Genomic DNA, 25,175 nt, shown 5'->3' with positions numbered 1-25,175 from the left:
CACTGGTGAACCCTTTGACCCTATCAGAACCAAGAACCTGCACCAATGGAACGCCTGCACTGGTGAACCCTTGACCTCATCAGAACAAAGAGCCTGCACCAATGGAACGCCTGCACTGGTGAAATTTCATTAAAGGTACTGTATTTAGAAAAAAAGCCGTTTTTTTCCAAATAAACAACATAAGGCACAAAAAAACCGCTATTAATAAGCGGTTGAGGTTTTAAAAATTGATTGCTTTTAAATCGTTTTCTATTGTAGCGTCCATTATATGCCCGTAGATTTGGGTCGTTTTTATATCCTTATGCCCAAGCACTTTTTGAACGGTTGTAATATTAGCCCCCTTGTATAGTAAGTATGTAGCGGTTGTATGCCTTGCAGTGTGGAAAGTTATATTTTTATCTATGTTAGTTAATGAAATTAATTCTTTCAATTGTCTATTAATATACTGGTTTGTAAGTGGTCTAAAACATTCAGAACGCCCCAAGTCCCAATACTTCAATATAATTTCATAAGGTTTTCCATTAAATAGGGCGTGTATAGGTATCCTTACCTTTTCTTTGGTTTTTTCCATATTCTTAATAATCCACCTTTTACCCTCCATTGTTACAATATGCTTTTTTCCAGTGAAAAAACATCAGAATAACGAAGACCCGTATATACAGAGAATAAAAACAAATCTTTTACATAATATAGGGGGTCGGTTTCATCTAAAACAAGGCTTTCTATTTCCTCTATTTCGTAGGGAGTTAAATAGGCTTTTTCAGTTTCAACAGCGGTAAATTTAAACTTCCTAAATGGGTATTGTTCCAGTGTTAAATATTCTTTGTTAATGGCTAAATTTACATAGGTTTTTATATTCTTAAAATACTTCCAAATGGTATTGTGTTTTAGAGGTTTTTCAGTTCCTTTTTCTGTAATTCTTATTTTGTTACAAAACGCTTCAAAATCGTGCATAAGTTCAAAATTTATCATATCAAAAGAAATGTTTTTTTTGAACTCATTAAGGCGGTTGAGCGTAGTTAAATGTGCTTGTTTTGTGCGTGTAGTAAGGTTACTGTTTTCTATTTCCACCGCCATAAACTCATTGAATGTACTTATTTTCTTTGCTCCGAAAAGGTTATCTAACATAGAAAGGGCAAAGGGTTTACCGTTGTTAATTTTCTCTAATTCGTAGGCTTCCAAATTGCGGATAAATTCAGCAATGTTTTTATTTAGATTAATGGCGTTGGGGTGGGTGGGTTTGATGGATTGCGTTTTATCGTTCCAGTCTTTTGGCTTAACCTTAATTTTGGTATCAAAAAATTTGCGTTTGCCGTTTAAATAACATTCTATTTGAATAGGTGCAAATCCTTGTTTATCGGTCTTATTTTTGCGGTTGAACCTAATAATATAGCGGGTTTTATTCATTGCTTTAAATCTTTAACCAAAGCAAAGATAAAGCAAAAAAATATAATTTTTGGGTAACAAATGGGTAACAAATGGGTAACAAAATGGCTGAAAAAGATTGAAAATAAACTTTATCAAAAAATACCCTAACTGACTGATTTATAATAAAAAAAGACAAAGATTATAATTAATCTTTGTCAAAAAAGTAGCCCGTAGGGGAATCGAACCCCTCTTGCAAGAATGAAAATCTTGAGTCCTAACCGATAGACGAACGGGCCGCTGTATTGTCATTAAGCCAACTTATTAACGTGCTTAGTTAATTTACTCTTCAAGTTAGCAGCTTTATTCTTATGAATAATGTTTTTCTTAGCTAATTTGTCCAATAAAGAGATAACTTTAGGCAGTTGTTCTGTAGCTGCTTTTCTATCTTCTTCATTTCTTAATACTTTCATAGCTGTTCTAGCAGTCTTATGATAGTATCTGTTACGCAATCTCTTCGCTGCGTTTTGTCTAATTCTCTTTAACGCTGATTTATGATTTGCCATATCTGTTTCTCAATTGTGGGTGCAAAGATATAACTTTTTTTTTACTCTGCAAATTTTTGTTAAACTTTTTTTATTTTTTTTTCAAAAGCTCCTCGTTGAGAGAGGATTTGTAGCCTATAGGGGAATCGAACCCCTGTTGCAAGAATGAAAATCTTGAGTCCTAACCACTAGACGAATAGGCCATTATTTTGGACTGCAAAAATATAAAAAAAAATCTGAAGTCCAAAATATTTTTTCAATTATTTTAATATTTTTTGGATGCTGGTATTCTTAATGCCTTTCTGCTCAAGCTCTTTTTGCAGTGCAATAGCCTCTTCCAAGGTCTTTACATTACCATAAGTGTAGTAGAATACACCATTTTCTTTTTCTCGCACCAATTTATCTTTCAAAGTTTGGATGATATAAGAGTTTCCGTTGAGTTTATTCTTACTAGCCAACACCTCTATGGTATAGTAGCCAGAAGCTAATTTTTGGTTTGGAGTAAATCCTACAGCAAGGGCATTTCTAAAACCAGCGTCTTTTGCCGTTTTTAAGTTTTGATCTCTCACAGATGCCATATTAGTATTGGCGTAATAATATTTGTAAAAGTTACCTTCTTTTATAGTCAAAATGTAATTGAGCCCTTTTAAAGCGGGGTCAGCAGTATTATATTTAGTAGGGGAACTCATCAGTAAAATTCTAAAATCATTTTTTAGTGGTTGCTCTACTGGTTTGGCAGGTTCTACCTTTACTATATTATTGGATTTTCTGTCATAAGCCTTTTTATAGCTTATAATAGCATTGTAAATACTTTCGGATATTTCATTTTGCCCTTTGGAAGAAGAGATATAGCGAGCCTCATCATAGTTGCTCACAAATCCCATTTCTATTAAGACAGAAGGCATTGCATTCATACGGAGTACGTGGAAATTGGCTTGCTTTACCCCTCTGGAGAAACGAAGGTCTTTTTTTTCAAAATTTTCTTCTACAAAGCCCGCCAAGGTTAAACTTGCCTCACGGTATCTGGATTGTTGTATTTTAAGGGCGATGAGCGATTCTGGTGAGGTAGGGTCATAGGATGCAAAAGTTTCCCTATCCTGTGCATCTAGAAAAATCACTTCGTTTTCCGCCTTTGCCACTTCTAGGTTGGTTTGGTTTTGGCTAACCCCCAAGATATAAGTTTCTGTACCGTAGGGAGAAGTCTTTACATTGGCATTAACGTGAATGGAAACAAACAAGTCTGCTTTACTTCTATTAGCAATTTGCGTTCTTTCAGTGAGAGAAGGATAAATATCGGTTTTTCTGGTGTAGATAACTTTGAAATCTTTATCTTTTTCCAGCATTTTCCCTACCTTCAGTGTTACAGCGAGGGTGATATCCTTCTCTGCAATATAACCCAAGTCGGGGTAACTGCGATTGGCTCCGTGGTCGCTTCCACCGTGTCCAGCATCTAATACGATGGTGAATTTTTTCTGCGAGTACACCGTAGTCATTATCAAAGTAAGGAGCAGTGCAAAATATTTCTTCAAAGAATTTGTTTTAATATTCATCATATTATTGAGATAAAATAATTAATTTTGACGCCGATAATGATAACATTGAAACGAATCAAAATCAAGTTCAAAAATAGACTACAAATTTTAATTATCCTAATTTTTAACAATTTTTTAGCAGTTTTTTATGCTCAAGAGTTGCCTAAAAATGAGAGGATTGTTACTCCTATAGCTACTAAAGACACTTTGGTATCCAAACCAGAATCGCTGCAAGATGTGGTAAATGCTTCCGCAGATAATATCAGAAATGATGTCCCGAAGCGAATGACTTACCTCAATAAAAATGCATCTATCCAATATCAGGATATGAAAATTAATGCAGATTATATTTCCGTAGATTGGAATACTGGGGAAGTGTTTGCCAGAGGGAAACTCAATGAGGCGGGGAGAGTAATAGAGCGTGTAATAACAGAGCAAGGCGGTAAAAAATACGAGACAGACCATTTTAATTTCAATTTCAAATCTCGTAGAGCTATTGCGTATAACGCCAGAACCGAAGAGAGTGAAGGGGTAATTGTAGCAGAAAAAACGAAAAAAGTAAATGACTCGGTATTTTTTATGCGGCGTGGAAAATACACTACCGATGAGTATTTCCTAAATAAGAAAGATACCATCGCAGATTATTATCTTCTTGCACCCAATATCAAACTTATCAAAGGTAAAAAATCCCAAGTGATTACGGGACCTATCCAGATGTATATAGAGAGCGTGCCTACACCACTGGCTTTGCCTTTCGGAATTTTGCCTTTTTCAGATAAACGAAGTGCGGGTATCTTGATTCCGAGTTTCGGGGAAAACCAATCGGTAGGGTTTTTCCTCAATGGTTTGGGATATTACCAGCCCATTGGAGAGCATTTTGATGTAAAGTTAATGGTAGATTTTTTTACCAAAGGAAGTTGGAACCTAAGACCTGAGGTTAATTATCGTAAAAATTACCGTTATAGTGGTAGCTTCACTTCAGAGATTGGAAATACTGTGCGAGGCATCAGAGGATTGAGCGATTATTCCAAGTCTTCTACTTATAGAATAGGCTGGAGACACCAGCAAGATCCTAAAGCTAATCCTTACTTTAATTTCTCAGCTTCGGTAGATATTGTGAGTAATCGTTTTTATAATAATACCGTCAATAATAGCCATATTTTTAATCAAAATGTGCTCAATACCCAGCAAAACTCTACGGTGAGTGTTACCAAGAGGTTCTTAACCTTACCTATTACCGTAACGGGAACGGCATCTTATTCACAAAATTTCGCAGATGGAACGGTTAATTTAAGATTACCTCAGATGAATGTTGCCATCAATCAGTTTTATCTATTTAAGCCAAGAGATGGTGTTACCCGACAAGGGCTGATAGAAAATATTGTGGTGAATACGGGGTTTAATTTTTCTAACTTCGTGAATCAAGTAAAGCAAGAGGATATGTTCAAAGCCCAGATGTGGCGAGATATGCAAACGGGACTCCAAAACAACCTCTCTGTTTCTACCAATACCACTATTGCAAAATATTTTACCTTATCACTCTCGGCTCAGGCTAATAATGTCTTAACCAATAAAACCCTTACCCGCTTTTACGATGTCGTCAATGGAAGGGAAGAAAATGTTTATAACAAAAAAATAGCTGGATTCTCCACCTTCAGCACCAGTGCCAGTTTGCAAACCACATTGTACGGAATGCTCAATTTTAAGAAAGGAAGCACAATAGAGAAAATAAGACATATGGTGATTCCAAGCATTGGATTTACCTATCAACCAGACTTTGGAGACCCAAGCTGGGGATATTATAGAAGATATTACAATGCTACGGGAGCTTTAACACCGTATTCTATTTTTGATGGAGGAATTTTCGGCTCGCCAAGTTCGGGAATGGTAGGAGCAATGACCTACAGCATTGGCAACAATATCGAGATGAAAGTAAGGTCTAAGACCGATTCTACTGGCGTGAAAAAAATAAAACTTTTTGAAAGTCTTAACATTTCTGGTGGATACAATTTCGCTGCAGCTCAACATAAATGGAGTATGATTAATGTCAGTGGGCAGACTTCTTTCTTGGAAGGAAAAGTGAACCTCAATTCCAGCTTGGTGATAGACCCTTATAAAATGGAGTATAATGCACAAGGTATTGGAAGTAGAACCGAAAAATTTGGACATTTTAATGTTCAAGGGTTCAATGTTCAGTTTTCTGTCCCTCTGAGCGATGCTTTGCTGGGCAAGAAAGACAAGAAAAAAATAGAAGAACGATACAATACCAAGGGCGAAATACGAAATGAAAACTATTATTTTGATGACGACCATTATGCTCGGTTTTCACAACCTTGGACATTGAATGTAAATGCCAACTATGCCTATACCAAAGGAACAACCCGATTTGGAAATCGTGTAGCGTCCATTGGTCTAGATGGCTCACTGAAGTTGACACCCTATTGGAATATCAATGGAAGTACGCACTATGATGTAGTTACAGGAAAGCTAGCGTACACCAGAGTAGGGTTTCATAGAGACCAAAGAAGCTTTGTGATTGATTTCAACTGGGTACCATTCGGGCAATATAAAGTATATGATTTCTACATTGGCATCAAAGCTAATATCCTAAAAGATGCCTTGAAGTATCGTGATAGAAACTTTACCGACCCTACCGCGAAATTTTAATATCCAAAAACATAATATTATATTTGCAAGCACTAAAAAGTAATTTATAATGAAAGAAATTATTTCTACGCCCAATGCTCCTGCTGCTATAGGACCTTATGCACAGGCCAATTTGATTAATGGAGTGTTGTATATCTCTGGGCAAATTCCCGTAGAGCCAGAGACGGGCAAAGTGGTAGAAGGTGTGGAAAAGGCCACGCATCAAGTAATGCAAAACCTTCAAGCGGTGCTTCAAGCAGCGGGAATGACTTTCAAGAATGTGGTAAAATCTACCATTTTCCTTAAAGATATGGAAGATTTCAGCATCGTGAATGAAGTGTATGCATCTTATTTAGAAGCAGATTTTCTTCCTGCAAGAGAAACCGTGCAAGTGTCTTGTTTGCCAAAGAATGTGGAAGTAGAAATATCAATGATTGCACATCAATTCTAATAAAGTTAGATGAATTTTCTAAGAAATACATTGGGGGTTATTGTAGGCTTAGCTGTGGCAGGGCTTACCATTTCGCTTGGGGTTCGCATCAATCCCGAATGGATTACTTATGAACATTTTTCACCATTTCAGAATTGGGAAAACTTCCTTTTCACGATGAGGGACAATGATAGTTTTTTTGCCTTCTTGCTGTTTCTCTCTGGGGTATCGGCTACGGTAGGAGGCGTGGCTACGGCAATCATTGTAAAAGAGGCCAAGGTGGCCTATGCTATTTTGATAGGTTTTATTCTGTTATTTGTAGCGATGTTAGATGTTATCATTTTCCCTTACCATCCTACTTTTTACAAGATATGCATTTATCTCACCTTTTTTCCATTCTCTTGGGTAGGAGGAAAAATAACCGAAATACTCTACGAAAGAAAACGAAGGCAACACCGTTAAAAACGAAAAACCGAGGGCATTCTATAGTGAATGTCCTTTTTTATTCTCTAGATTTTCTTTTTATCGATGAGAACAAGTATCTCCTTTTTTTTATAAATTAGGAATAGTATAAAGATTTGTTAATTAGCTTCATATGACGATGTCCTCTTTGTAGGATAAACGATATTTTGTATATTTGAATTCATAAATGGTATATTAGAACTTTCTCTGTTGAGGAACTTGTTTATACATTTGAAATACAGTTAAAGGATAGAAATAAGTCGTTGACTACGACAATATAAAAAAAGTTGCAGTCCATTTTACAATGTGGTTAATCCTTAAAAAATATAAAAACTAACAATGAATGTAACTGGTATTGAGTTCTTTGATGATTTAATTGAAATCCACAATGAACAGAATAGCATAGCGGATAAATATCCTAAACTTCGTTCCTTGCTCGAAAGAGTTTGTAGAGATTTGACAGTGAACGAAAATATACAGTTTTCAAATCTATTTTCACTGCTTAACTATGTCTGTGAAAAAACAGAACTTGATAGGCAAAAAACCTTTCGAATAAATACTTTGCGCATTAACGCTAACAAAGTTTTACACGCTGACTTCAAGCCAACACAAGAAGATTATTTACATAATTTGAAAGCGTTATGCAATGCTTTAAGCCATTTTTACAGTATTGACATTCCAAAATCGCTGTCGGCCATATTGCCTAAAACCGAAATTTATAAACCTAAACAGAGAGAAGGTAAAAAATATGATCGAATCAGAATAGAAGTTTCATCAGTAGATGAACAATACATTTACGCTTTTGATGAGGAAAACGCTACGGAAGAACCAATAAAAGTAAAACACCATATTTTCGGAATCAACGATGCTTTTAATTCTACAATTGAGAATCTTTGGAAGGGATGCCAAGTTAACCTTATCGATGTAACCGTTGATGAACAGGGAATTTATTTGCCTGATTTAATCATTCTTGAACCGGATTATCTTTTAGATGTTAGTTCTTTGGCTGAATGTATGAAAGATTATGGAAGACATCCTTTGAACTTCGTCCAAAGCAAGTTTGAACCGTCAAAAAACACCAAACATATTTTGCTGGGTAATATTGCTAACTTGTTTCTTGACGAGTTTGTCAACGAAAAACCAGCAGCTCCAGTAGTCTATAATGATGCTATAAAAAAAGCATTTAAAGCCGCACCTTTTGAATTTTCAACTTGTGAAGAAATAGACTCAAATTTTTTCCAAGATACACAAATTCAATTTCAGAATATAAAGAATGTTGTAAGCAATATTTTTCCTGAAAAAAAAATAGATAGAGAAAATGCACTTATAGAGCCAAATTTCATTTGTGAACATTTAGGTGTTCAAGGACGACTTGATTTTTTGCAATTACAATCCAAAGATGAGAAAAAAGTTGTGATAGAATTAAAATCAGGAAAAGCACCCTACCCTGAAACGGATATAGAACTTATTGGCCTAAATCACAGAAGTCAAGCATTTATTTATCAGATTATTATTCAAAAGGTTTTGGGTGTACGGTTTAAGGATTTGAATACTTTTATTTTATATTCAAAATATACAGATTCTAAAGCAAATCTTCGTTTATCTATTCCTTTTATGGCTGCGATAAAAGAAATAATGAATATTCGTAATTTGATTGTTGCTAATGAAAGAAGTATTGCAAGTGACAACATAGGAACGAAAACCCAAAGTATAATCAATAATATTAAACCTAAAACATTAATCACAAATAGAAATGTTAATCAAAATTTTCTTAACCGTTTCATTATTCCTCAGATAAATCATTTCAAATCGTTTTTTGAAGAAGCGAGAGAACTGGAGCTTGAATACTTTCACAGCTTCTATTCTTTTGTTACCAAAGAACATTATATTTCAAAAGTGGGTGAAGCAGAATATAATAGTACGAAAGGTATCTCTTCACTTTGGCTTTCTTCACTAGAAGAAAAAATAGAATCGGGTGAAATATTAATAGATTTGTCTATTGCTGAAAATCTGACCGAAACAGATTTGCGAACTATTAAACTAAAAATTCCAACTTATCAACACGATTTTTTACCAAATTTCAGACAGGGCGATGTTGTCATTTTATATGAAAGAAATAATCCAAAAGATAATGTAACGAATAAACAAATTTTTAAAGGTTCTATCCAAGAAATTACACCAACAGAAATCACAATACGCGTTCGTTATAAACAACGAAATCAATCTGTATTGCCACAAAGTAGTAAATATGCGGTTGAACACGATTTTTTAGACTCAGCATACAGCTCAATGTATCGTGGATTGTATGCTTTTTTACAAGCTAATCAAGATAGAAAGGATTTGTTACTTAATCAACGACAACCTTTGCAGGATAACAGCTTATATTTGGTAAACAAATATATTTCCGAAGAAATAGATAATATCGTTTTAAGGGCTAAACAAGCCAAAGATTATTACTTACTGATTGGTCCTCCTGGAACGGGAAAAACTTCAATCGCTTTAAAATCAATGGTTGAAGAATTTTACAGTGAGCCAACTAATAATATTTTATTACTTTCTTATACTAATCGTGCTGTTGATGAAATCTGTGACGCATTGAACAATGTAAAAGGTAAACCTCCCTATATCAGAATTGGTTCTGAATTGTCTTGCGAAAAAAGACACAGAGAAAGGTTACTTGAAAAAGTTATTGAACATTGCGAAAAAAGAGATGAAGTAAAAGCTAAAATTCAAGAGTGTAGAATTTTTGTTGGGACTGTTGCTTCAGTTTCAAATAAAACTGAACTTTTTAAACTCAAACATTTTCAAATTGCTATAATTGATGAAGCATCACAAATTTTAGAGCCTAGTCTTATTGGAATTTTATCGGCAAAAAATGTAAATGGTGGCAATGCTATTGATAAATTTATTTTAATAGGCGACCACAAGCAGTTGCCTGCAGTTGTTTTACAAAGTGAAGAAGCATCAAAAGTCACCAGCCAAGCATTAAATCAAATTGGTTTAACCAATAGAAGAAATTCACTATTTGAGCGACTTTACAATTTACACAAAACAGATAAAAAATCTTCGGTCTGGGGAATGTTATACAAACAAGGTAGAATGCATCCTGACATTGCATTGTTTCCTAATTACTCTTTTTATAGCAATCAACTGAGAGTTGTTCCTACTACTCACCAGAATACAGATTTGGAATACAGAAGTTTTGAAAATGAAAATCCTTTTCAAAAGCTAATCGCTACAAAACGACTGGCATTTATTTCATCAGAAAAACATAAGGCAGACAAAACTAGTAAAACTAATACTTATGAGGCGAAAATCATAAAAGAACTCGTAAAACAAATTTATCATTTGTATAGAACTAATAATCTCAACTTTTCATCAGTTGATACAATCGGGATTATCACACCTTATAGAAGTCAGATTGCATTGATAAAAAAAGAGATTCATACTTTAGAGATTCCCGAGCTCAATAATATCACGATTGATACAGTCGAACGTTTTCAAGGTTCACAGCGAGATATTATTATTTATTCGTTCAGTATTAATGAATATTATCAGTTGGATTTTTTAGCCAACAACATTGAAGATGAAGGGCAAATTATCGATAGAAAATTAAATGTTGCTATTACAAGGGCAAAAAAACAATTATTTGTAGTTGGAAACCCATCCATACTTTCGAATAATCTAATCTATTATCGTTTCATCGAATTTATTCGTTCAAAATCGGGCTATATCAAAGAACATCCAGAAGAATTTTTAAAAGGTAATTTTAATGTAGAAGAACCCGATACAGATATTGAGATAGGAGGAAGTGTTTACGAGCCTGAACAAAACTTTGTTTCGGTATTTGATAAAATAGTAATACAGCAGATAAAAGAAGATAGCAGAACTCAGTATCCCAATATTTTGTATGGACACACCAATGATTATATCCGAAACAATATAATTGAATACGGTAGAGCAAATTTTGATCAGGCAACGCTGGAGCATAGCCCTGAAGAAAAAGTGAATTTATACTGTTACTATAATATGCGAAAGCATTATTTTAGCTCTTTGGCAATTTACAAGAGCTTTAAAGATTTTTTTAAAATTACTTTTGCAAATAGCAATAATCGTATTGTTTTTATAGATTTTGGTTGCGGCCCTTTGACATCGGGACTAGCTTTTCAACAAAGTTTTGTTTCAATTCCCAATTTTCATTTTGATTATATAGGGATTGATATTTCAACAGCAATGCTGAACAAAGCAAGAGAATTTTCAGAGTCAGAGCTTTTCAACCGCGATACAAAATTCCAGTTTGTAAAATCGTTAAATGAAATCTCAAAAAATTATTGGGAAAGCGTATTTACATTTTCAAATACAGTTATTCTTAATTTTTCATATTTATTTGGAAATCTTTCTAAAGATGATGCATCGAGAATTGCATTGAAAATCAATACTCTTCTTGATGAATACCCACTGAATAAATTTGTTTTAGTTTTTCAAAATTCAGCAATGGAAAAACGAAATAGAAGTTATACTATTTTTAAAAAGTTAGTTCCGCGTTTACAGAGTGTAACGGAGCACGCAAAAACGGAAAGAGTTGTTTATAGAAATGCTGTAATGAGCAAATTTGATAAGTCAGAAGATGTTTACTACGAATTATTAAGTAATTAGATAATGGTACAAGATTTATTTGGATATAACAAGTCAGACAAGGAGGTTACTTTGGAGAATGCTCAACAAATTGAGGGTTTAAAGATTTTATTTGATTTTATAAGCAAAGACGAAGAAAAAGAATTGCTCAATAACATTGATCAATCAGAATGGCTTACGGATTTAAAAAGACGGGTTCAACATTATGGTTACAAATACGATTACAAAGCAAGGCGGATAGACCAATCGTTTTTTATTGGCGAAATACCAATGTGGATGAAATTTTTATTGGATAGATTACAACAGCAAAATATAATTGATTTTGTTCCTGACCAAGCGATAATAAACGAATATATAAACGATCAAGGAATTGCTGCACACATTGATTGCGAACCCTGTTTTGGCGATACAATAATTTCAATTTCATTAGGTGGGCAATGTGTAATGAATTTTCAAAAAAAACAATCGAGCCCTGAACAAGAGAAAATTCCGTTATTAATCACTCCCCATACGCTAATTGTAATGACGGGAAAGTCAAGGTATGATTGGTATCACGGAATTGTAGGACGAAAATCTGACAAATTTAATGGACAGACTTATAAACGACAAAGACGAGTTTCAATAACATTTAGAAAAGTAATAATTGACGATAAATAGCCAATGCTTGATATATACAATTTCTCGCAAAGAGTATTACACCAATTAACCCCTACTATTTTGCTTATTTTTGAATATTTGTATACGAAAAAAAGAAGAATCGAGATAAAAGAAAGTCCTCTAACTCGAAGAAATCAAAGTGACAATGATAGACAACGCCGCTTTCCACAGCGTCAAAGACTTCGATATTCCTCCCAATATTGCACCGATAAATATTCCACCATACAGTCCAGAATTGAATCCCTGTGAACAAGTTTGGCAATACATAAAAAAACGCTTTAAAAACAAGACTTTTGAAAATATGGAGCTTCTCAAAGAATGGCTCTACGAAACCTTAAACGCTATCGATAATCAAAAAGTAAAATCCATCACTTCTAATCATCATTACCTTAAAATATTTACGACTATTTTTATGGTTTAAGTGGTATAATTTACTTCCTAAAAAACAAAAAATGCTACTCCCTAATGAGAGTAGCATTTTCTATTAATTCAAACTTTCAGAAATTATTCTTCAGTTTTTTCTTCAGCAGCTTCAGCCTTTGGCTCTTCTGCTTTCACTTCTTCCTTAGCTTCTACAGGAGCTGCTTCTGCTTTTTTAGCACCGCCTCTTCTGCTTCTTCTAGTCGCTTTTTTCTCTTCAGCATTAGGATTGTAGATGTCATTAAAATCTACCAACTCTATCATCGCCATATCTGCTGAATCACCCAATCTGAATCCAGTTTTGATGATTCTAGTGTATCCACCATTTCTCTCAGCGATTTTTGGTGCGATGGTTCTGAAAAGTTCAGTTACAGCCTCTTTGCTTTGTAGGTAAGAGAAAACTGTTCTTCTATTGTGAGTTGTATCGTCTTTTGCTTTAGTTAAAAGAGGTTCCACATATACTCTCAAAGCTTTTGCTTTAGCTACAGTGGTATTGATTCTTTTATGCTCAATAAGAGAACAAGCCATATTAGAAAGCATTGCCTTTCTGTGAGGCGCTGTTCTTCCTAAGTGATTAAATTTTTTACCGTGTCTCATTGTTAATTATTTATCAGCATCTAGTTTATACTTTGCAACGTCAAAACCGAAGTTAAGACCTTTTGAATGCACTAATTCTTCTAATTCTGTTAAAGATTTCTTACCGAAATTTCTAAATTTCATCAAATCAGACTTACTGTAAGAAACAAGTTCTCCAAGAGTTTCTACTTCAGCCGCTTTCAAACAGTTTAGAGCTCTTACAGATAAATCCATATCTGCCAATTTGGACTTCAATAGTTGTCTTGTATGTAATGTTTCTTCATCGTATTGGATGGACGCTTTCACCGCTTCTGTTTCAAGAGTAATTCTTTCATCAGAGAACAGCATAAAGTGATAGATCAAAATCTTAGAAGCTTCAGTAAGAGCATTCTGAGGTGTAATAGATCCATCAGTTTCGATATCTAATACCAATTTTTCGTAGTCTGTTTTTTGCTCTACACGGTAGTTTTCAATCGAGTATTGAACTTTCTTAATTGGCGTAAAGATAGAATCAATAGCGATGGTACCGATAGGGGCATTGTGAGATTTGTTTTGATCAGAAGGCACATAGCCTCTACCTTTGTCGATATTGAAAGTAATTTCAAAATTGACATCTGTTGTCATATTACAAATCACCAAATCTGGATTTAGCACTTCAAAACCTGCCATTGTTTTACCTAAATCACCGGCAGTTACTTGGGTTTGTCCAGAAACTTTAGCCACTACTTGTTCCGCAGCTTGATTTTCTACTTTTGCTTTAAGACGCAATTGCTTTAAATTCAGAATGATTTCGGTAACATCCTCTACCACTCCTGGAATTGTTGAAAACTCGTGCTCTACACCTTCAATTTTGATAGATGAAATAGCATATCCTTCAAGAGAAGAAAGCAACACTCTCCTCAAAGCATTACCGATGGTAAGCCCGAATCCTGGTTCTAAAGGTCTGAACTCAAATTGACCTTTAAAATCGTCGGAATTCAAAAGGATTACTTTATCGGGTTTTATGAATTGTAAAATTGCCATATTATTGTTGGGTTGAGCAAAAAATATTTAATGATTATTTGTTGTAAAGTTCTACGATAAGTTGTTCCTTGATATCTTCAGGAATCTGAATTCTCTCAGGAGCAGAAAGGAAAGTTCCTTCTTTTTTCTCATCGTTGAACTGCAACCACTCGTAGCTTGATTTAGAAGCCAATGCATCAGTGATTACTTCAAGAGATTTTGATTTTTCTCTTACAGCGATTACATCACCAGCTTTAAGGAGGTAAGATGGGATATTTACCACCTCTCCGTTTACTGTAATGTGTCTGTGAGAAACCAACTGTCTAGCAGCAGCTCTTGTTTTTGCAAATCCTAGTCTGTACACTACATTATCTAGTCTTGATTCGCAAAGTTGCAAAAGTACTTCACCAGTTACCCCTTTAGTTCTTGTTGCCTTATCGAAAAGATTAGCAAATTGTCTTTCCAAAATACCATAGGTGTATTTTGCTTTTTGCTTTTCAGCAAGCTGAATTGCATATTCAGAACGCTTTGCACCTCTTCTCTTATTTGGGCCGTGTTGTCCTGGTGGTTGGTTTTTTCTTCTTTCGAAGCTCTTATCATCTCCGTAGATTGCTGCACCGAATTTTCTAGCAATCTTAGTTTTAGGTCCAATATATCTAGCCATTATTTTTGGGTTTTAGATTTTAGATTTTAGATTAAAAAATGGATTCATTTCAAAGTCTAAAATTTAAAATTTCAGATTATACTCTTCTTCTTTTTGGTGGTCTACATCCGTTGTGTGGCATAGGTGTCACATCAACGATTTCACTTACTTCAATTCCTGAATTGTGAATAGATCTGATGGCAGATTCTCTACCTTGTCCAGGTCCTTTTACAAACACCTTCACTCTTCTAAGCCCAGCTTCGTAAGCTACAGCAGCACAATTTTCTGCTGCCATCTGAGCTGCGAATGGAGTATTTTTCTTAGAGCCTCTAAAGCCCATTTTACCCGCTGATGACCAAGAGATAACCTCTCCGTTTTTATTCGTTAAAGAAATAATAATATTATTGAAAGAAGCTTGGATATGTGCTTCACCAATTGCTTCTACTTTTACTTTTCTTTTCTTAACTACTTTAGTTTGTTTTGCCATAATTAATTCTAAAGATTATTTACTTGCTTTTTTCTTGTTAGCAACAGTTTTTCTTCTTCCTTTACGGGTTCTAGAATTATTCTTAGTTCTTTGGCCTCTTAAAGGTAATCCCAGTCTGTGACGTATTCCTCGTTGGCATCCAATGTCCATCAATCGCTTGATGTTCAATTGCACTTCAGAACGCAATTCACCTTCTACTTTAATGTTTTCAGTGATGTAGTTTCTGATTGCAGCCAATTCATCGTCATTCCATTCGTTGACTTTCTTGTCCTTGCTGATACCGGCAGCTTCTAAAATTTTAGATGCAGTACTTCTACCGATTCCGTAGATGTAAGTAAGACCGATAACGCCTCTTTTGTTTTTTGGTAAATCAATACCTGAAATTCTCGCCATAATTTAATTTTAGCCTTGTCTTTGTTTAAATTTTGGGTTCTTCTTGTTGATTACAAATAATACGCCTTTACGACGAACGATTTTGCAATCAGCACTTCTTTTCTTAATCGATGCTCTAACTTTCATTTGTTTGAATTTATTTTTTCCGCGTAGCAAGCTCACCTTAGAGGTGTGTTGCTATTGCATTAGGCTTCAAACATTGCTGTTTGAAGCTTTTGGTTAATATCTAAAAGTGATTCTACCTTTGGATAAATCATAAGGAGACATCTCTAGCCTTACCTTATCCCCTGGTAACAATTTGATGTAATGCATTCTCATTTTACCAGAGATATGAGCAATCAAAACGTGCCCATTCTCTAGCTCTACACGAAACATAGCGTTGGATAATGCTTCCACTATCACGCCGTCTTGTTCAATATGTTTTTGTTTTGCCATTTAAATTATTAAAAATTAGATGTTCTTGATAATTTAGACTGCATCAAGCCATCATAATGGTGGTTCAACAGATAAGTATTGATTTGCTGCACTGTATCTAGGATAACTCCCACCATAATTAATAGTGAAGTCCCCCCGAAAAAGAGTGCAAATCGATCTGTTTCCACCAGCGTTCCATACACTAATGCAGGAAGGACTGCAAAGATAGCTAAAAATATTGAACCCGGCAAAGTAATTTTTGAAAGAATACCATCCAGATAATCAGCGGTTTCCTTTCCAGGTCTTACTTTTGGTATCAAACCACCGTTCCTTTTCAGGTCGTCAGCCATTTGATTTACCGGAATTGTGATTGCAGTGTAGAAGAATGTAAATACAATAATCAATAGTGCAAACAATACATTGTATTGCCAGCTGAAAACATTTTTAAAACCTGCTAAAAATGTATTAGACTCATCCACTTTTGTTAACAAACCAGGTACAAACATCAATGCTTGGGCGAAGATAATAGGCATTACCCCTGCGGCATTTACCTTTAGAGGAATCCATTGTCTTGCTCCTTGCATCAAGTTTCTATTAACACCGCCTCTCGCTTGTGCTCTGCTTACATACTGGATAGGAATTTTTCTTACAGCTACTGAAAGTAAAATCCCTAAAAGGATAACCAGCATCCAGAATAATACTTCTAATAGTACCATAATGGTTCCTGCTCCTCCCTTACCGGTCTGCGTAGCCACTTCCTGAACAAACGCCGAAGGAAGGTCTGCCAAAATCCCCACCATAATCAAGATGGAAATTCCGTTTCCAATCCCCTTATCGGTAATCTTCTCTCCCATCCACATCGCGAAAACTGAACCAGCTACCAAGATGATAATACTTGGCAACCAAAACATCACAGATTCTGGATGTACATAATAAGCCGATTGGAATTGCCCATAAGGCAAGAACATCTGCGTAATAGAGGTGAGGTAAGATGGTGCTTGCACCAAACAAACCACAATGGTAAGCCATCTGGTGATTTGGTTCAAGGTATTTCTACCACTTTGCCCGTCTTTTTGTAGCTTTTGGAGATATGGTATTGCCATTCCCATCAGCTGCACAATGATAGAGGCAGAGATGTAAGGCATAATCCCCAATGCCATAATAGACGCACGGCTGAATGCACCTCCTGTAAAAGAAGAAAGCAAACCAAGAAGCCCAGCTCCTTGTTTGCTACCTCCCTGGTCTTTGTAAAGCTCCAAAAGATTCCCTACCTCTGCCATATTGATGGCAGGTAGGGAAATATAAGATGCGAATCTATACACTAAGATCATCCCTAAGGTGAAAAGTATTTTCTCTCTTAACTCCTTAAGACTCCAAATGTTTTTTAATGTCTGTATAAATTCTTTCATTTCTTAAATAAAGATTATAGAGTAACTGCTTTACCTCCTGCTTTAGAGATCAATTCTTCAGCAGATTTTGTGAATTTATCTGCAGAGATAGAAACAGCAGATTTTAGCTCTCCTCTACCTAAGATTTTCACAAGGTCATTTTTAGATGCCAATCCATTCGCTACCAATACTTCCTTAGTGATATCACCTTGGATAGATTTAGTATCGATAAGTGTTTGGATAGTATCCAGATTAATTCCTCTAAATTCTTTTCTGTTCACATTATTGAAACCGAATTTAGGCAATCTTCTTTGAAGTGGCATTTGTCCTCCTTCAAAACCAATTTTCTGAGCGTAACCAGATCTTGATTTCTGACCTTTATGCCCTTTTGTGGAAGTACCGCCTTTTCCGCTTCCTTGTCCTCTACCAATTCTCTTAGAATTGTGAGTAGAACCTGATGCTGGCTGTATGTTATTTAATTTCATTGTTTTTAGATTTAGGATATTAGATTTTAGAGGTTAGAAAAAGGAAACTTAGAATTTTCTAATGTAGCTCCCTTTTCTAACGGTCTAATCTCTATATAAATTTACTTCTGAACTTCTACTAAATGTCTTACCGTAGCTACCATTCCTAAGATGGAAGGTGTAGCTTCGTGCTCTACAACTTGGTGTAACTTCTTTAAACCTAAAGCTTCAAGGGTCAACTTTTGATTTTTAGTTCTACCAATAGCACTTCTTACTTGTTTGATTTTAATTGTTGCCATTTTCCTTAAAAACTTTATTAGTGTTTAAATACTTTATCTAATGATACACCTCTCATTCTTGCGATTTCCTCAGGAGTTCTGATATCCAACAACGCTTTGAAAGTAGCTTTCACCATATTGTGTGGGTTAGAAGATCCTTTAGATTTTGTAAGAATATCTTTGATACCAGCAGATTCTACTACGATACGCACCGTGTTACCAGCGATAACCCCGGTACCGTGAGATGCAGGTCTCATAAAGATATCTGCTCCACCGAATCTTGCAGAAGTTTCGTGATAGATGGTTCCATCTTTAGTTACTGGAACTCTTACTAAGTTTTTCTTTGCATCTTCTACCGCCTTAGAGATAGCAGTTGCAACTTCCTTAGATTTTCCTAAACCATAACCAATAACGCCAGCCTCGTCACCTACAACTACGATTGCAGAAAACCCGAATGCACGTCCACCTTTGGTTACTTTAGTTACTCTGTTTACAGCTACGAGACGATCTTTAAGCTCTAATCCTCCCGGTTTTACTTTTTCGATATTATCTAGTCCTAACATTGTTATCCGAAATTTTTATGATTAGAATTTAAGTCCGCCTTCTCTCGCACCATCTGCTAGAGCTTTCACTCTACCGTGGTAAACGAATCCGTTTCTGTCGAACACTACACTTTCAATACCTGCAGCTTTAGCTTTTTCAGCGATAGCTTTACCTACTTCAGTAGAGATTTCTACTTTAGTACCTTTTGCGTTAAGCGTTCTAGAAGAAGCTGATGCAAGTGTTTTACCTTCTTTATCATCGATTAACTGAGCGTAAATTTCCTTATTACTCTTGTATACAGATAATCTTGGCAATTCAGCAGAGCCAGAGATTTTTCCTCTTACTCTTCTCTTAATTCTGTTTCTTTTTTCTAATTTATTCAGTGCCATTTTCTTAAAATTTATTAAGCAGATTTACCAGCTTTACGTCTCACATTTTCACCAACGAATCTAATACCTTTTCCTTTGTATGGTTCAGGTTTTCTGAATGAACGGATTTTTGCCGTTACCATCCCAAGAAGTTGCTTATCGTGTGAAGATAGAGTAATAATTGGGTTTTTACCTTTTTCAGTCAATGTATCTACTTTGATTTCCTGTGGAAGTTCTAGTACGATACCGTGAGAGAATCCTAAAGCCAACTCAAGTTTTTGCCCTGAGTGTGAAGCTCTATAACCTACCCCCACTAATTCGAGTTTCTTTTCGAAGCCTTCAGAAGTACCTACCACCATATTGTTAATAAGGGCTCTGTACAATCCGTGAAGGGCTTTGTGTTGTTTAGAATCAGATGGGCGATTTACGGTAAGCTCGCCATCTTTCTGCTCTAAAGTAATTCCACCAGTAAGCTCTTGAGTAAGCTCTCCTTTAGGTCCTTTTACTGTAACGATGTTATCTTGTTCAGTAACGGTAACTCCTGCTGGAATTGTGATAATTGCTTTACCAATTCTTGACATTTTCCTTTTTTTAAAAATTAATATACATAGCAGATTACTTCACCGCCTACATTTTCATTTTTGGCTTGCTTACCAGTCATTACTCCCTTAGAAGTAGAGATGATAGCGATACCTAAACCGTTAAGAACTCTTGGAAGTTCTGCAGAGCCAGCGTAGTATCTCAAACCTGGACGAGAAGCTCTCTGGATAGATTTGATGGCTGGTTTGCCAGTTTTTTTGTCGTACTTCAAAGCGATTTTGATATTCCCTTGAACCGAGTTATCCTCAAACTTATAGTTGGTGATGTACCCTTGGTCGAAAAGAATTTTCGTAATCTCCTTTTTGATTTTCGATGCAGGAATTTCCACCACTTTGTGGCCTGCGCTTTGTGCGTTCCTTACTCTTGTTAGGAAATCTGAAATTGGATCTGTTACCATTTTTCTTGTTTTGTTATTATTGGTTAGTGATAAACAGTATTTGAAAAGCTATAAGCTGTAGGCAGTATGCATTCAGCCTATTGCTTACGGCTTATAGCATAATCAAACTTGATTATCTTGATTTGTAAAAAATTATTACCAACTTGCTTTTTTAACTCCTGGGATAAGCCCTGCGTTTGCCATTTCACGGAAAGTTACTCTGGAAATACCGAAGGTTCTCATATATCCTCTTGGTCTTCCTGTAAGTTTACATCTGTTGTGAAGTCTTACAGGTGAAGCGTTTTTAGGTAGTTTTTGCAATGCTTCATAATCACCAGCTTCTTTCAAAGCTTTTCTTTTCTCAGCATATTTAGCAACCATTGCTTCTCTTTTGCGCTCACGCGCTTTCATTGATTCTTTTGCCATTCTTAGTTCTTTTTAAATGGTAAACCGAAGTGAGTTAATAATGCTTTAGCTTCTTTATCTGTTTTTGCAGTTGTAACGAAAGTGATGTCCATCCCTTGGATTTTTTTCACTTTATCGATTACGATTTCTGGGAAGATGATTTGCTCGGTAATACCAAGGTTGTAGTTTCCTCTTCCATCGAAGCCGTCTGCCTTAATTCCTGAGAAATCTCTGATTCGTGGCAATGCAGAAGATGTTAATCTATCTAAGAACTCGTACATTTTGTCTGCTCTTAGGGTAACTCTTGCACCTACTGGCATACCTTTTCTCAATTTGAAAGCTGCTTCGTCTTTTTTAGATAAAGTACCTACTGCTTTTTGCCCAGTGATTGCTGTTAATTCTTCCACTGCATAATCTACGATTTTTTTATCCTGAGTAGCAGCTCCCAATCCTTGAGATACAACGATTTTTTCCAATTTAGGTACCTGCATTACAGATTTGTACCCAAATTCTTCCATCATTGCAGGAACAATTTTTTCTTTATATAGTTTTTTAGGTCTTGCTATAAATTCCATAGTCATTTACAAATTATAAAGTTTCACCGGTTGTTTTAGCAACTCTTACTTTCTTATCACCTTCTACTTTGTATCCTACTTTAGTTGCTTTACCGTTTTTGTCTAATAATGCAACATTAGAGATATTAATAGAAGCTTCTTTCTCTACGATACCACCTTGAGGGTTAGCAGCTGAAGGCTTCACGTGTTTTTTCACCACATTTACACCAGCTACGATAACTCTTGGGTCTTTTCCTTCTTTCTTGATTACTTGAAGCACTTCCCCTTTAGTACCTTTATTTTTACCGGTAGTAACGATTACGTTATCCCCTCTTTTAATTTTAACTTTTGTCATTGTCTTAAAAATTTAAAAATATTAAAGTACTTCTGGTGCTAATGAAATTACTTTCATATACTCCTTGTCTCTCAATTCTCTTGCAACAGGTCCGAAAACACGAGTTCCTCTCATCTCTCCTGCAGTATTAAGCAATACGCAAGCGTTATCATCAAACTTGATGTAAGAACCATCTTTTCTTCTTACTGCTTTCTTAGTTCTCACCACTACGGCTTTAGAAACTTGTCCTTTTTTAGCGTTTCCAGATGGTGTAGCATCTTTGATAGTCACTACGATTTTATCACCAACCGAAGCATATCTTCTTCTGGTACCTCCCAGAACTCTGATAACCAATACTTCTTTAGCACCTGTGTTATCAGCAACTTTTAATCTTGATTCTGTTTGTAACATTACTTAGCTTTTTCAATGATTCTTACTAATCTCCATCTTTTATTTTTACTCAAAGGTCTTGTTTCTTGGATAAGAACTGTATCACCTTCGTTGCACTCGTTGTTTTCATCGTGTGCGGTATATTTTTTCGTTTTCAATACGAATTTACCGTACATTGGGTGCTTCATTCTCAGTGTTTCACTAACAACAATAGTTTTTTCCATTTTGTTGCTGGAAACAACTCCAATTCTTTCTTTTCTTAAATTTCTTTCCATTGTAAATGAAATTATTGTTTGTTAGTTAACTCTGTATTAATTCTTGCAATCGTCTTTCTCAAATCTCTGATTTGGATTGGATTTTCAATCGGGCTGATTTTGTGAGCTAATGTAAGCTTTGTGTATTCAGCTTTTAGTTCTGCAAGTTTATTTTGTAAATCACCTGCGCTTAAATTTTTGATGTCAGCTTTTTTCATTGTTCAAAATTATTCAGGTTTAACAAAATCGTTTGCGACTACAAATTTAGTAACTACTGGTAGTTTTTGAGCGGCAAGTCTCAAAGCTTCCTTCGCTACTTCATAAGGAACGCCTCCTACTTCAAACATTACTCTTCCTGGTTTTACTACGGCTACCCAATATTCTACAGCACCTTTACCTTTACCCATCCTTACTTCGGCTGGTTTTTTAGTAATCGGCTTATCTGGGAATATTTTAATCCATAGTTGCCCTTCTCTCTTCATATATCTCGTTGCAGCGATACGAGCTGCTTCGATTTGTCTTGCTGTGATCCAAGCTCCGTCTAAAGCTTTGATGCCGAAAGTTCCGTACGCAAGTTGTGCTCCTCTTTGCGCATTTCCTTTCATCTTCATCTTGTGAACACGACGGAATTTGGTTCTTTTTGGTTGTAACATAATTTTTAGATGTTAGATGTTAGATGTTAGATGTTAGATAAAATTTTCAATCAGTTCTTGTAACGGAAGTTCTAATTTCTAATTTCTCGACTCTAACTTCTGATTAATTATTGTTATTATTTCTTCTTGGTCTTCTTTCTCTATCGCCTCTACCTGAAGATTTCTTTTGTTGCTGGCCTACTAGTGGAGTAAGTTCTCTTTTTCCGTAAACTTCTCCTTTCATAATCCAAACTTTCACTCCAAGTTTTCCGTACTGCGTTAAAGCTTCTCCGATGTGATAATCGATATCTGCTCTAAAAGTGGACAATGGAATTCTTCCTTCTTTGAAAGATTCGCTTCTTGCCATCTCTGCACCGTTCAAACGACCAGAAATCATCACTTTGATTCCTTCTGCTCCTACTCTCATTGTGGAAGCGATAGCCATTTTCACAGCTCTTCTATAAGAGATACGGTTTTCGATTTGCTTCGCGATGCTATCTGCTACTAGTACAGCGTCTAGCTCTGGTCTTTTGATTTCAAAGATGTTGATTTGAACTTCTTTCCCAGTTAATTTTTTCAACTCTTCTTTAAGTTTATCAACCTCTTGTCCACCTTTACCGATGATAAGACCTGGTCTTGCAGTAGTGATAGTAACGGTTACTAACTTTAGAGTTCTCTCTATGTAGATTCTAGAAACTCCTGCTTTAGATAATCTTGCTTCAAGGTATCTTCTGATTTTGTAGTCTTCTGCGATTTTGTCTCCATAATCGTTTCCGCCAAACCAGTTAGAATCCCATCCTCTGATGATACCTAATCTGTTACCAATTGGATTTGTCTTCTGTCCCATACCTTGTATTAATTTTCTTTATTACCTAATATTAATGTAACGTGGTTTGATCTTTTTCTGATTCTATACCCTCTACCTTGTGGTGCTGGCCTTAGTCTCTTCAATTGTCTTGCACTATCTACATATATTTCTTTCACGATAAGGTTTGCTTCTTCTATGTCAGCTCCTTCATTTTTCACTTGCCAATTAGCAATTGCAGAAAGAAGAAGTTTTTCCAACTTGTTTGAAGCTTCCTTCTTAGAATATTTAAGAATATACAAAGCTTTATCCACTTTCTCTCCTCTGATGATATCAGCAACGAGTCTCATTTTTCTAGGAGAAGAAGGGCAGTCATTAAGACGAGCTTTTACTACATCTTTGTTCGCCATTTTTCTAGCGATTGCACTATCTTGTTTTCTTGATCCCATAATGATTATCTGCTTCCTTTATTTTTGTTACCACCGTGACCTCTGAAAGATCTTGTCGGAGAAAATTCGCCTAACTTATGTCCTACCATATTCTCAGTAACATATACCGGGATAAAAGATTTACCGTTGTGTACTGCGATGGTTTGTCCTACCATGTCTGGAGAAATCATAGATGCTCTAGACCATGTTTTAATTACTGTCTTCTTACCAGACTCTATATTTGCCTGAACCTTCTTATCTAAATGATGTGCAATGAAAGGTCCTTTTTTAAGCGATCTTGCCATAATTATTTTCTTTTAGATACGATATAACGGTTAGACACTTTATTTTTCTTTCTAGTTTTATAACCTTTAGCTGGTTTACCGTTTCTAGATCTTGGGTGACCTCCAGAAGAACGTCCTTCACCACCACCCATTGGGTGATCTACTGGGTTCATTACTACCGCTCTTGTTCTAGGTCTTCTACCAAGCCATCTGCTTCTACCTGCTTTACCAGAAACTGTAAGCTGGTGGTCTCCGTTGGATACAGAACCTACCATAGCGATACATTCTGTAAGAATCATTCTAGATTCTCCTGAAGGAAGCTTTACGATAGCATATTTCCCTTCTCTTGAAGTCAGCTGAGCTGAAGAACCTGCAGATCTTGCCAAGATAGCACCTTGCCCAGGTCTCATCTCAATGCAAGAGATTACAGTTCCCAATGGAATGCTCTTCAGTTTCATTGCATTTCCAACATTAGGCTCTACAGACTCTCCAGATACTACTTTCTGCCCTACTTTGATACCATTTGGAGCAACGATGTATCTCTTCTCTCCATCTGCGTATTCCAATAGAGCGATGAACGCAGTTCTATTTGGATCGTACTCTACAGATTTTACCGTAGCTTCAACATCGAATTTGTTTCTCTTGAAGTCGATAATTCTGTATTTCTTTTTGTGTCCACCTCCGGTGTAACGCATGGTCATCTTACCTGTATTGTTACGCCCACCTGATTTCTTAATACCAACCGTCAAAGACTTCTCTGGCTTATTGGTAGTAATTTCCTCAAAATTGTTTACAATTCTGAATCTCTGTCCCGGGGTGATAGGTTTTAATTTTCTAACAGACATTACTATTGTTTATGATTAAT

The 25,175-nt window shown here is 35.7% G+C and carries 35 protein-coding genes and 2 tRNA genes; 6 read left to right on the top strand and 31 right to left on the bottom strand.

Annotated features, from left to right (window positions below; translation table 11 throughout):
* Nucleotides 1-220 precede the first annotated feature (220 nt).
* The 6 genes from ACFFUE_RS05575 to ACFFUE_RS05550 all read right to left on the bottom strand — a co-directional run bounded on the left by ACFFUE_RS05575 (nucleotide 221) and on the right by ACFFUE_RS05550 (nucleotide 3,460).
* On the bottom strand, nucleotides 221-571 hold the full coding sequence (locus ACFFUE_RS05575; protein ID WP_376833370.1) for a tyrosine-type recombinase/integrase: 351 nt from the start codon (nucleotides 569-571) through the stop codon (nucleotides 221-223).
* Nucleotides 572-603: 32 nt separating this feature from the next.
* Nucleotides 604-1,407, bottom strand: coding sequence for a site-specific integrase (locus ACFFUE_RS05570; protein ID WP_376833368.1), 804 nt, complete (start codon nucleotides 1,405-1,407; stop codon nucleotides 604-606).
* 185 nt (nucleotides 1,408-1,592) lie between these two features.
* A tRNA-Glu gene (locus ACFFUE_RS05565) sits at nucleotides 1,593-1,664 on the bottom strand.
* Nucleotides 1,665-1,676: 12 nt separating this feature from the next.
* A complete protein-coding gene (rpsT, locus tag ACFFUE_RS05560) occupies nucleotides 1,677-1,931 on the bottom strand; it encodes a 30S ribosomal protein S20 (RefSeq protein ID WP_376833366.1) in 255 nt (84 codons plus the stop codon).
* Nucleotides 1,932-2,041: 110 nt separating this feature from the next.
* Nucleotides 2,042-2,113: transfer RNA gene (locus ACFFUE_RS05555), tRNA-Glu, on the bottom strand.
* 57 nt (nucleotides 2,114-2,170) lie between these two features.
* Nucleotides 2,171-3,460: an N-acetylmuramoyl-L-alanine amidase family protein gene (locus ACFFUE_RS05550; RefSeq protein WP_376833372.1), complete on the bottom strand. Its 1,290-nt coding sequence runs from the start codon at nucleotides 3,458-3,460 to the stop codon at nucleotides 2,171-2,173.
* Nucleotides 3,461-3,508: 48 nt separating this feature from the next.
* On the opposite strand from ACFFUE_RS05550, the gene ACFFUE_RS05545 reads away from it, so the two are divergent.
* From ACFFUE_RS05545 to ACFFUE_RS05520, 6 genes are all read left to right on the top strand, one after another.
* Entirely contained in the window at nucleotides 3,509-6,109 is a 2,601-nt protein-coding gene (locus ACFFUE_RS05545) for a putative LPS assembly protein LptD (RefSeq protein ID WP_376833364.1), read from the top strand.
* 49 nt (nucleotides 6,110-6,158) lie between these two features.
* Nucleotides 6,159-6,539 carry a Rid family detoxifying hydrolase gene (locus tag ACFFUE_RS05540; protein ID WP_376833362.1) on the top strand — a complete coding sequence of 127 codons (381 nt, stop codon included), beginning with the start codon at nucleotides 6,159-6,161 and terminating at the stop codon, nucleotides 6,537-6,539.
* A gap of 9 nt (nucleotides 6,540-6,548) precedes the next feature.
* A complete protein-coding gene (locus tag ACFFUE_RS05535) occupies nucleotides 6,549-6,980 on the top strand; it encodes a hypothetical protein (protein WP_327983904.1) in 432 nt (143 codons plus the stop codon).
* A 339-nt stretch (nucleotides 6,981-7,319) separates the two neighbouring features.
* Complete coding sequence (locus ACFFUE_RS05530; protein WP_376833360.1) at nucleotides 7,320-11,636, top strand: DEAD/DEAH box helicase; 4,317 nt, start codon at nucleotides 7,320-7,322, stop codon at nucleotides 11,634-11,636.
* A 3-nt stretch (nucleotides 11,637-11,639) separates the two neighbouring features.
* On the top strand, nucleotides 11,640-12,272 hold the full coding sequence (locus tag ACFFUE_RS05525) for an alpha-ketoglutarate-dependent dioxygenase AlkB (RefSeq protein ID WP_376833358.1): 633 nt from the start codon (nucleotides 11,640-11,642) through the stop codon (nucleotides 12,270-12,272).
* Between the two features lie 145 nt (nucleotides 12,273-12,417).
* Entirely contained in the window at nucleotides 12,418-12,693 is a 276-nt protein-coding gene (locus ACFFUE_RS05520; protein ID WP_376833356.1) for a transposase, read from the top strand.
* Nucleotides 12,694-12,776: 83 nt separating this feature from the next.
* Here ACFFUE_RS05520 and rplQ read toward each other — a convergent pair whose 3' ends face one another.
* The 25 genes from rplQ to rplB form a co-directional block, all read right to left on the bottom strand.
* Nucleotides 12,777-13,289, bottom strand: a complete 513-nt coding sequence (gene rplQ, locus ACFFUE_RS05515; RefSeq protein ID WP_376833354.1) for a 50S ribosomal protein L17 — start codon at nucleotides 13,287-13,289, stop codon at nucleotides 12,777-12,779.
* A 6-nt stretch (nucleotides 13,290-13,295) separates the two neighbouring features.
* Nucleotides 13,296-14,291, bottom strand: coding sequence for a DNA-directed RNA polymerase subunit alpha (locus tag ACFFUE_RS05510; RefSeq protein ID WP_376833352.1), 996 nt, complete (start codon nucleotides 14,289-14,291; stop codon nucleotides 13,296-13,298).
* Between the two features lie 34 nt (nucleotides 14,292-14,325).
* A complete protein-coding gene (gene rpsD / locus ACFFUE_RS05505) occupies nucleotides 14,326-14,934 on the bottom strand; it encodes a 30S ribosomal protein S4 (protein ID WP_327983901.1) in 609 nt (202 codons plus the stop codon).
* 76 nt (nucleotides 14,935-15,010) lie between these two features.
* Nucleotides 15,011-15,400, bottom strand: a complete 390-nt coding sequence (gene rpsK / locus ACFFUE_RS05500) for a 30S ribosomal protein S11 (protein WP_376833349.1) — start codon at nucleotides 15,398-15,400, stop codon at nucleotides 15,011-15,013.
* A 15-nt stretch (nucleotides 15,401-15,415) separates the two neighbouring features.
* A complete protein-coding gene (gene rpsM, locus ACFFUE_RS05495; RefSeq protein WP_376833347.1) occupies nucleotides 15,416-15,793 on the bottom strand; it encodes a 30S ribosomal protein S13 in 378 nt (125 codons plus the stop codon).
* 9 nt (nucleotides 15,794-15,802) lie between these two features.
* A complete protein-coding gene (gene rpmJ / locus ACFFUE_RS05490) occupies nucleotides 15,803-15,919 on the bottom strand; it encodes a 50S ribosomal protein L36 (RefSeq protein WP_007839480.1) in 117 nt (38 codons plus the stop codon).
* A 93-nt stretch (nucleotides 15,920-16,012) separates the two neighbouring features.
* Nucleotides 16,013-16,228, bottom strand: a complete 216-nt coding sequence (gene infA / locus ACFFUE_RS05485) for a translation initiation factor IF-1 (protein ID WP_165133812.1) — start codon at nucleotides 16,226-16,228, stop codon at nucleotides 16,013-16,015.
* Between the two features lie 8 nt (nucleotides 16,229-16,236).
* Entirely contained in the window at nucleotides 16,237-17,616 is a 1,380-nt protein-coding gene (secY, locus tag ACFFUE_RS05480) for a preprotein translocase subunit SecY (protein WP_327983898.1), read from the bottom strand.
* A 14-nt stretch (nucleotides 17,617-17,630) separates the two neighbouring features.
* Nucleotides 17,631-18,080 carry a 50S ribosomal protein L15 gene (gene rplO, locus ACFFUE_RS05475; RefSeq protein WP_327983897.1) on the bottom strand — a complete coding sequence of 150 codons (450 nt, stop codon included), beginning with the start codon at nucleotides 18,078-18,080 and terminating at the stop codon, nucleotides 17,631-17,633.
* Between the two features lie 101 nt (nucleotides 18,081-18,181).
* The gene (gene rpmD, locus ACFFUE_RS05470) at nucleotides 18,182-18,358 is read right to left on the bottom strand and encodes a 50S ribosomal protein L30 (RefSeq protein ID WP_327983896.1); all 177 of its coding nucleotides are present in this window, start codon (nucleotides 18,356-18,358) and stop codon (nucleotides 18,182-18,184) included.
* Between the two features lie 17 nt (nucleotides 18,359-18,375).
* Entirely contained in the window at nucleotides 18,376-18,900 is a 525-nt protein-coding gene (gene rpsE, locus ACFFUE_RS05465) for a 30S ribosomal protein S5 (RefSeq protein WP_327983895.1), read from the bottom strand.
* Between the two features lie 21 nt (nucleotides 18,901-18,921).
* Nucleotides 18,922-19,269, bottom strand: a complete 348-nt coding sequence (gene rplR, locus ACFFUE_RS05460; RefSeq protein ID WP_327983894.1) for a 50S ribosomal protein L18 — start codon at nucleotides 19,267-19,269, stop codon at nucleotides 18,922-18,924.
* A 14-nt stretch (nucleotides 19,270-19,283) separates the two neighbouring features.
* Complete coding sequence (gene rplF, locus ACFFUE_RS05455) at nucleotides 19,284-19,829, bottom strand: 50S ribosomal protein L6 (protein ID WP_327983893.1); 546 nt, start codon at nucleotides 19,827-19,829, stop codon at nucleotides 19,284-19,286.
* Between the two features lie 17 nt (nucleotides 19,830-19,846).
* Nucleotides 19,847-20,245, bottom strand: coding sequence for a 30S ribosomal protein S8 (gene rpsH / locus ACFFUE_RS05450; RefSeq protein WP_327983892.1), 399 nt, complete (start codon nucleotides 20,243-20,245; stop codon nucleotides 19,847-19,849).
* 135 nt (nucleotides 20,246-20,380) lie between these two features.
* Nucleotides 20,381-20,650: a 30S ribosomal protein S14 gene (gene rpsN / locus ACFFUE_RS05445; RefSeq protein ID WP_095072741.1), complete on the bottom strand. Its 270-nt coding sequence runs from the start codon at nucleotides 20,648-20,650 to the stop codon at nucleotides 20,381-20,383.
* Nucleotides 20,651-20,652: 2 nt separating this feature from the next.
* Nucleotides 20,653-21,204, bottom strand: coding sequence for a 50S ribosomal protein L5 (rplE, locus tag ACFFUE_RS05440; RefSeq protein WP_327985323.1), 552 nt, complete (start codon nucleotides 21,202-21,204; stop codon nucleotides 20,653-20,655).
* Nucleotides 21,205-21,217: 13 nt separating this feature from the next.
* On the bottom strand, nucleotides 21,218-21,538 hold the full coding sequence (rplX, locus tag ACFFUE_RS05435; RefSeq protein ID WP_327983891.1) for a 50S ribosomal protein L24: 321 nt from the start codon (nucleotides 21,536-21,538) through the stop codon (nucleotides 21,218-21,220).
* A 21-nt stretch (nucleotides 21,539-21,559) separates the two neighbouring features.
* Nucleotides 21,560-21,928 (bottom strand): 50S ribosomal protein L14, encoded by a 369-nt coding sequence (gene rplN, locus ACFFUE_RS05430; RefSeq protein ID WP_327983890.1) that lies wholly within the window; start codon nucleotides 21,926-21,928, stop codon nucleotides 21,560-21,562.
* Complete coding sequence (gene rpsQ / locus ACFFUE_RS05425; protein ID WP_376833337.1) at nucleotides 21,928-22,182, bottom strand: 30S ribosomal protein S17; 255 nt, start codon at nucleotides 22,180-22,182, stop codon at nucleotides 21,928-21,930. Before rpsQ ends, rplN begins: the two co-directional genes overlap by 1 nt.
* 11 nt (nucleotides 22,183-22,193) lie before the next feature.
* Nucleotides 22,194-22,379, bottom strand: a complete 186-nt coding sequence (gene rpmC, locus ACFFUE_RS05420) for a 50S ribosomal protein L29 (protein WP_327983889.1) — start codon at nucleotides 22,377-22,379, stop codon at nucleotides 22,194-22,196.
* 9 nt (nucleotides 22,380-22,388) lie between these two features.
* Nucleotides 22,389-22,814, bottom strand: a complete 426-nt coding sequence (gene rplP / locus ACFFUE_RS05415; RefSeq protein WP_327983888.1) for a 50S ribosomal protein L16 — start codon at nucleotides 22,812-22,814, stop codon at nucleotides 22,389-22,391.
* Nucleotides 22,815-22,917: 103 nt separating this feature from the next.
* Nucleotides 22,918-23,640, bottom strand: a complete 723-nt coding sequence (rpsC, locus tag ACFFUE_RS05410) for a 30S ribosomal protein S3 (protein ID WP_327983887.1) — start codon at nucleotides 23,638-23,640, stop codon at nucleotides 22,918-22,920.
* A gap of 8 nt (nucleotides 23,641-23,648) precedes the next feature.
* Nucleotides 23,649-24,047, bottom strand: a complete 399-nt coding sequence (rplV, locus tag ACFFUE_RS05405; RefSeq protein ID WP_327983886.1) for a 50S ribosomal protein L22 — start codon at nucleotides 24,045-24,047, stop codon at nucleotides 23,649-23,651.
* 5 nt (nucleotides 24,048-24,052) lie between these two features.
* The gene (gene rpsS, locus ACFFUE_RS05400) at nucleotides 24,053-24,331 is read right to left on the bottom strand and encodes a 30S ribosomal protein S19 (protein WP_327983885.1); all 279 of its coding nucleotides are present in this window, start codon (nucleotides 24,329-24,331) and stop codon (nucleotides 24,053-24,055) included.
* A 2-nt stretch (nucleotides 24,332-24,333) separates the two neighbouring features.
* On the bottom strand, nucleotides 24,334-25,155 hold the full coding sequence (gene rplB / locus ACFFUE_RS05395; RefSeq protein ID WP_327983884.1) for a 50S ribosomal protein L2: 822 nt from the start codon (nucleotides 25,153-25,155) through the stop codon (nucleotides 24,334-24,336).
* Between the last annotated feature and the right edge of the window lie 20 nt (nucleotides 25,156-25,175).

Source organism: Bergeyella porcorum (assembly GCF_042427575.1).
Taxonomy (GTDB): domain Bacteria; phylum Bacteroidota; class Bacteroidia; order Flavobacteriales; family Weeksellaceae; genus Bergeyella; species Bergeyella porcorum.
Note: the sequence above shows the minus strand (reverse complement) of the source record. Positions and strands in the feature narration are given on the sequence as shown.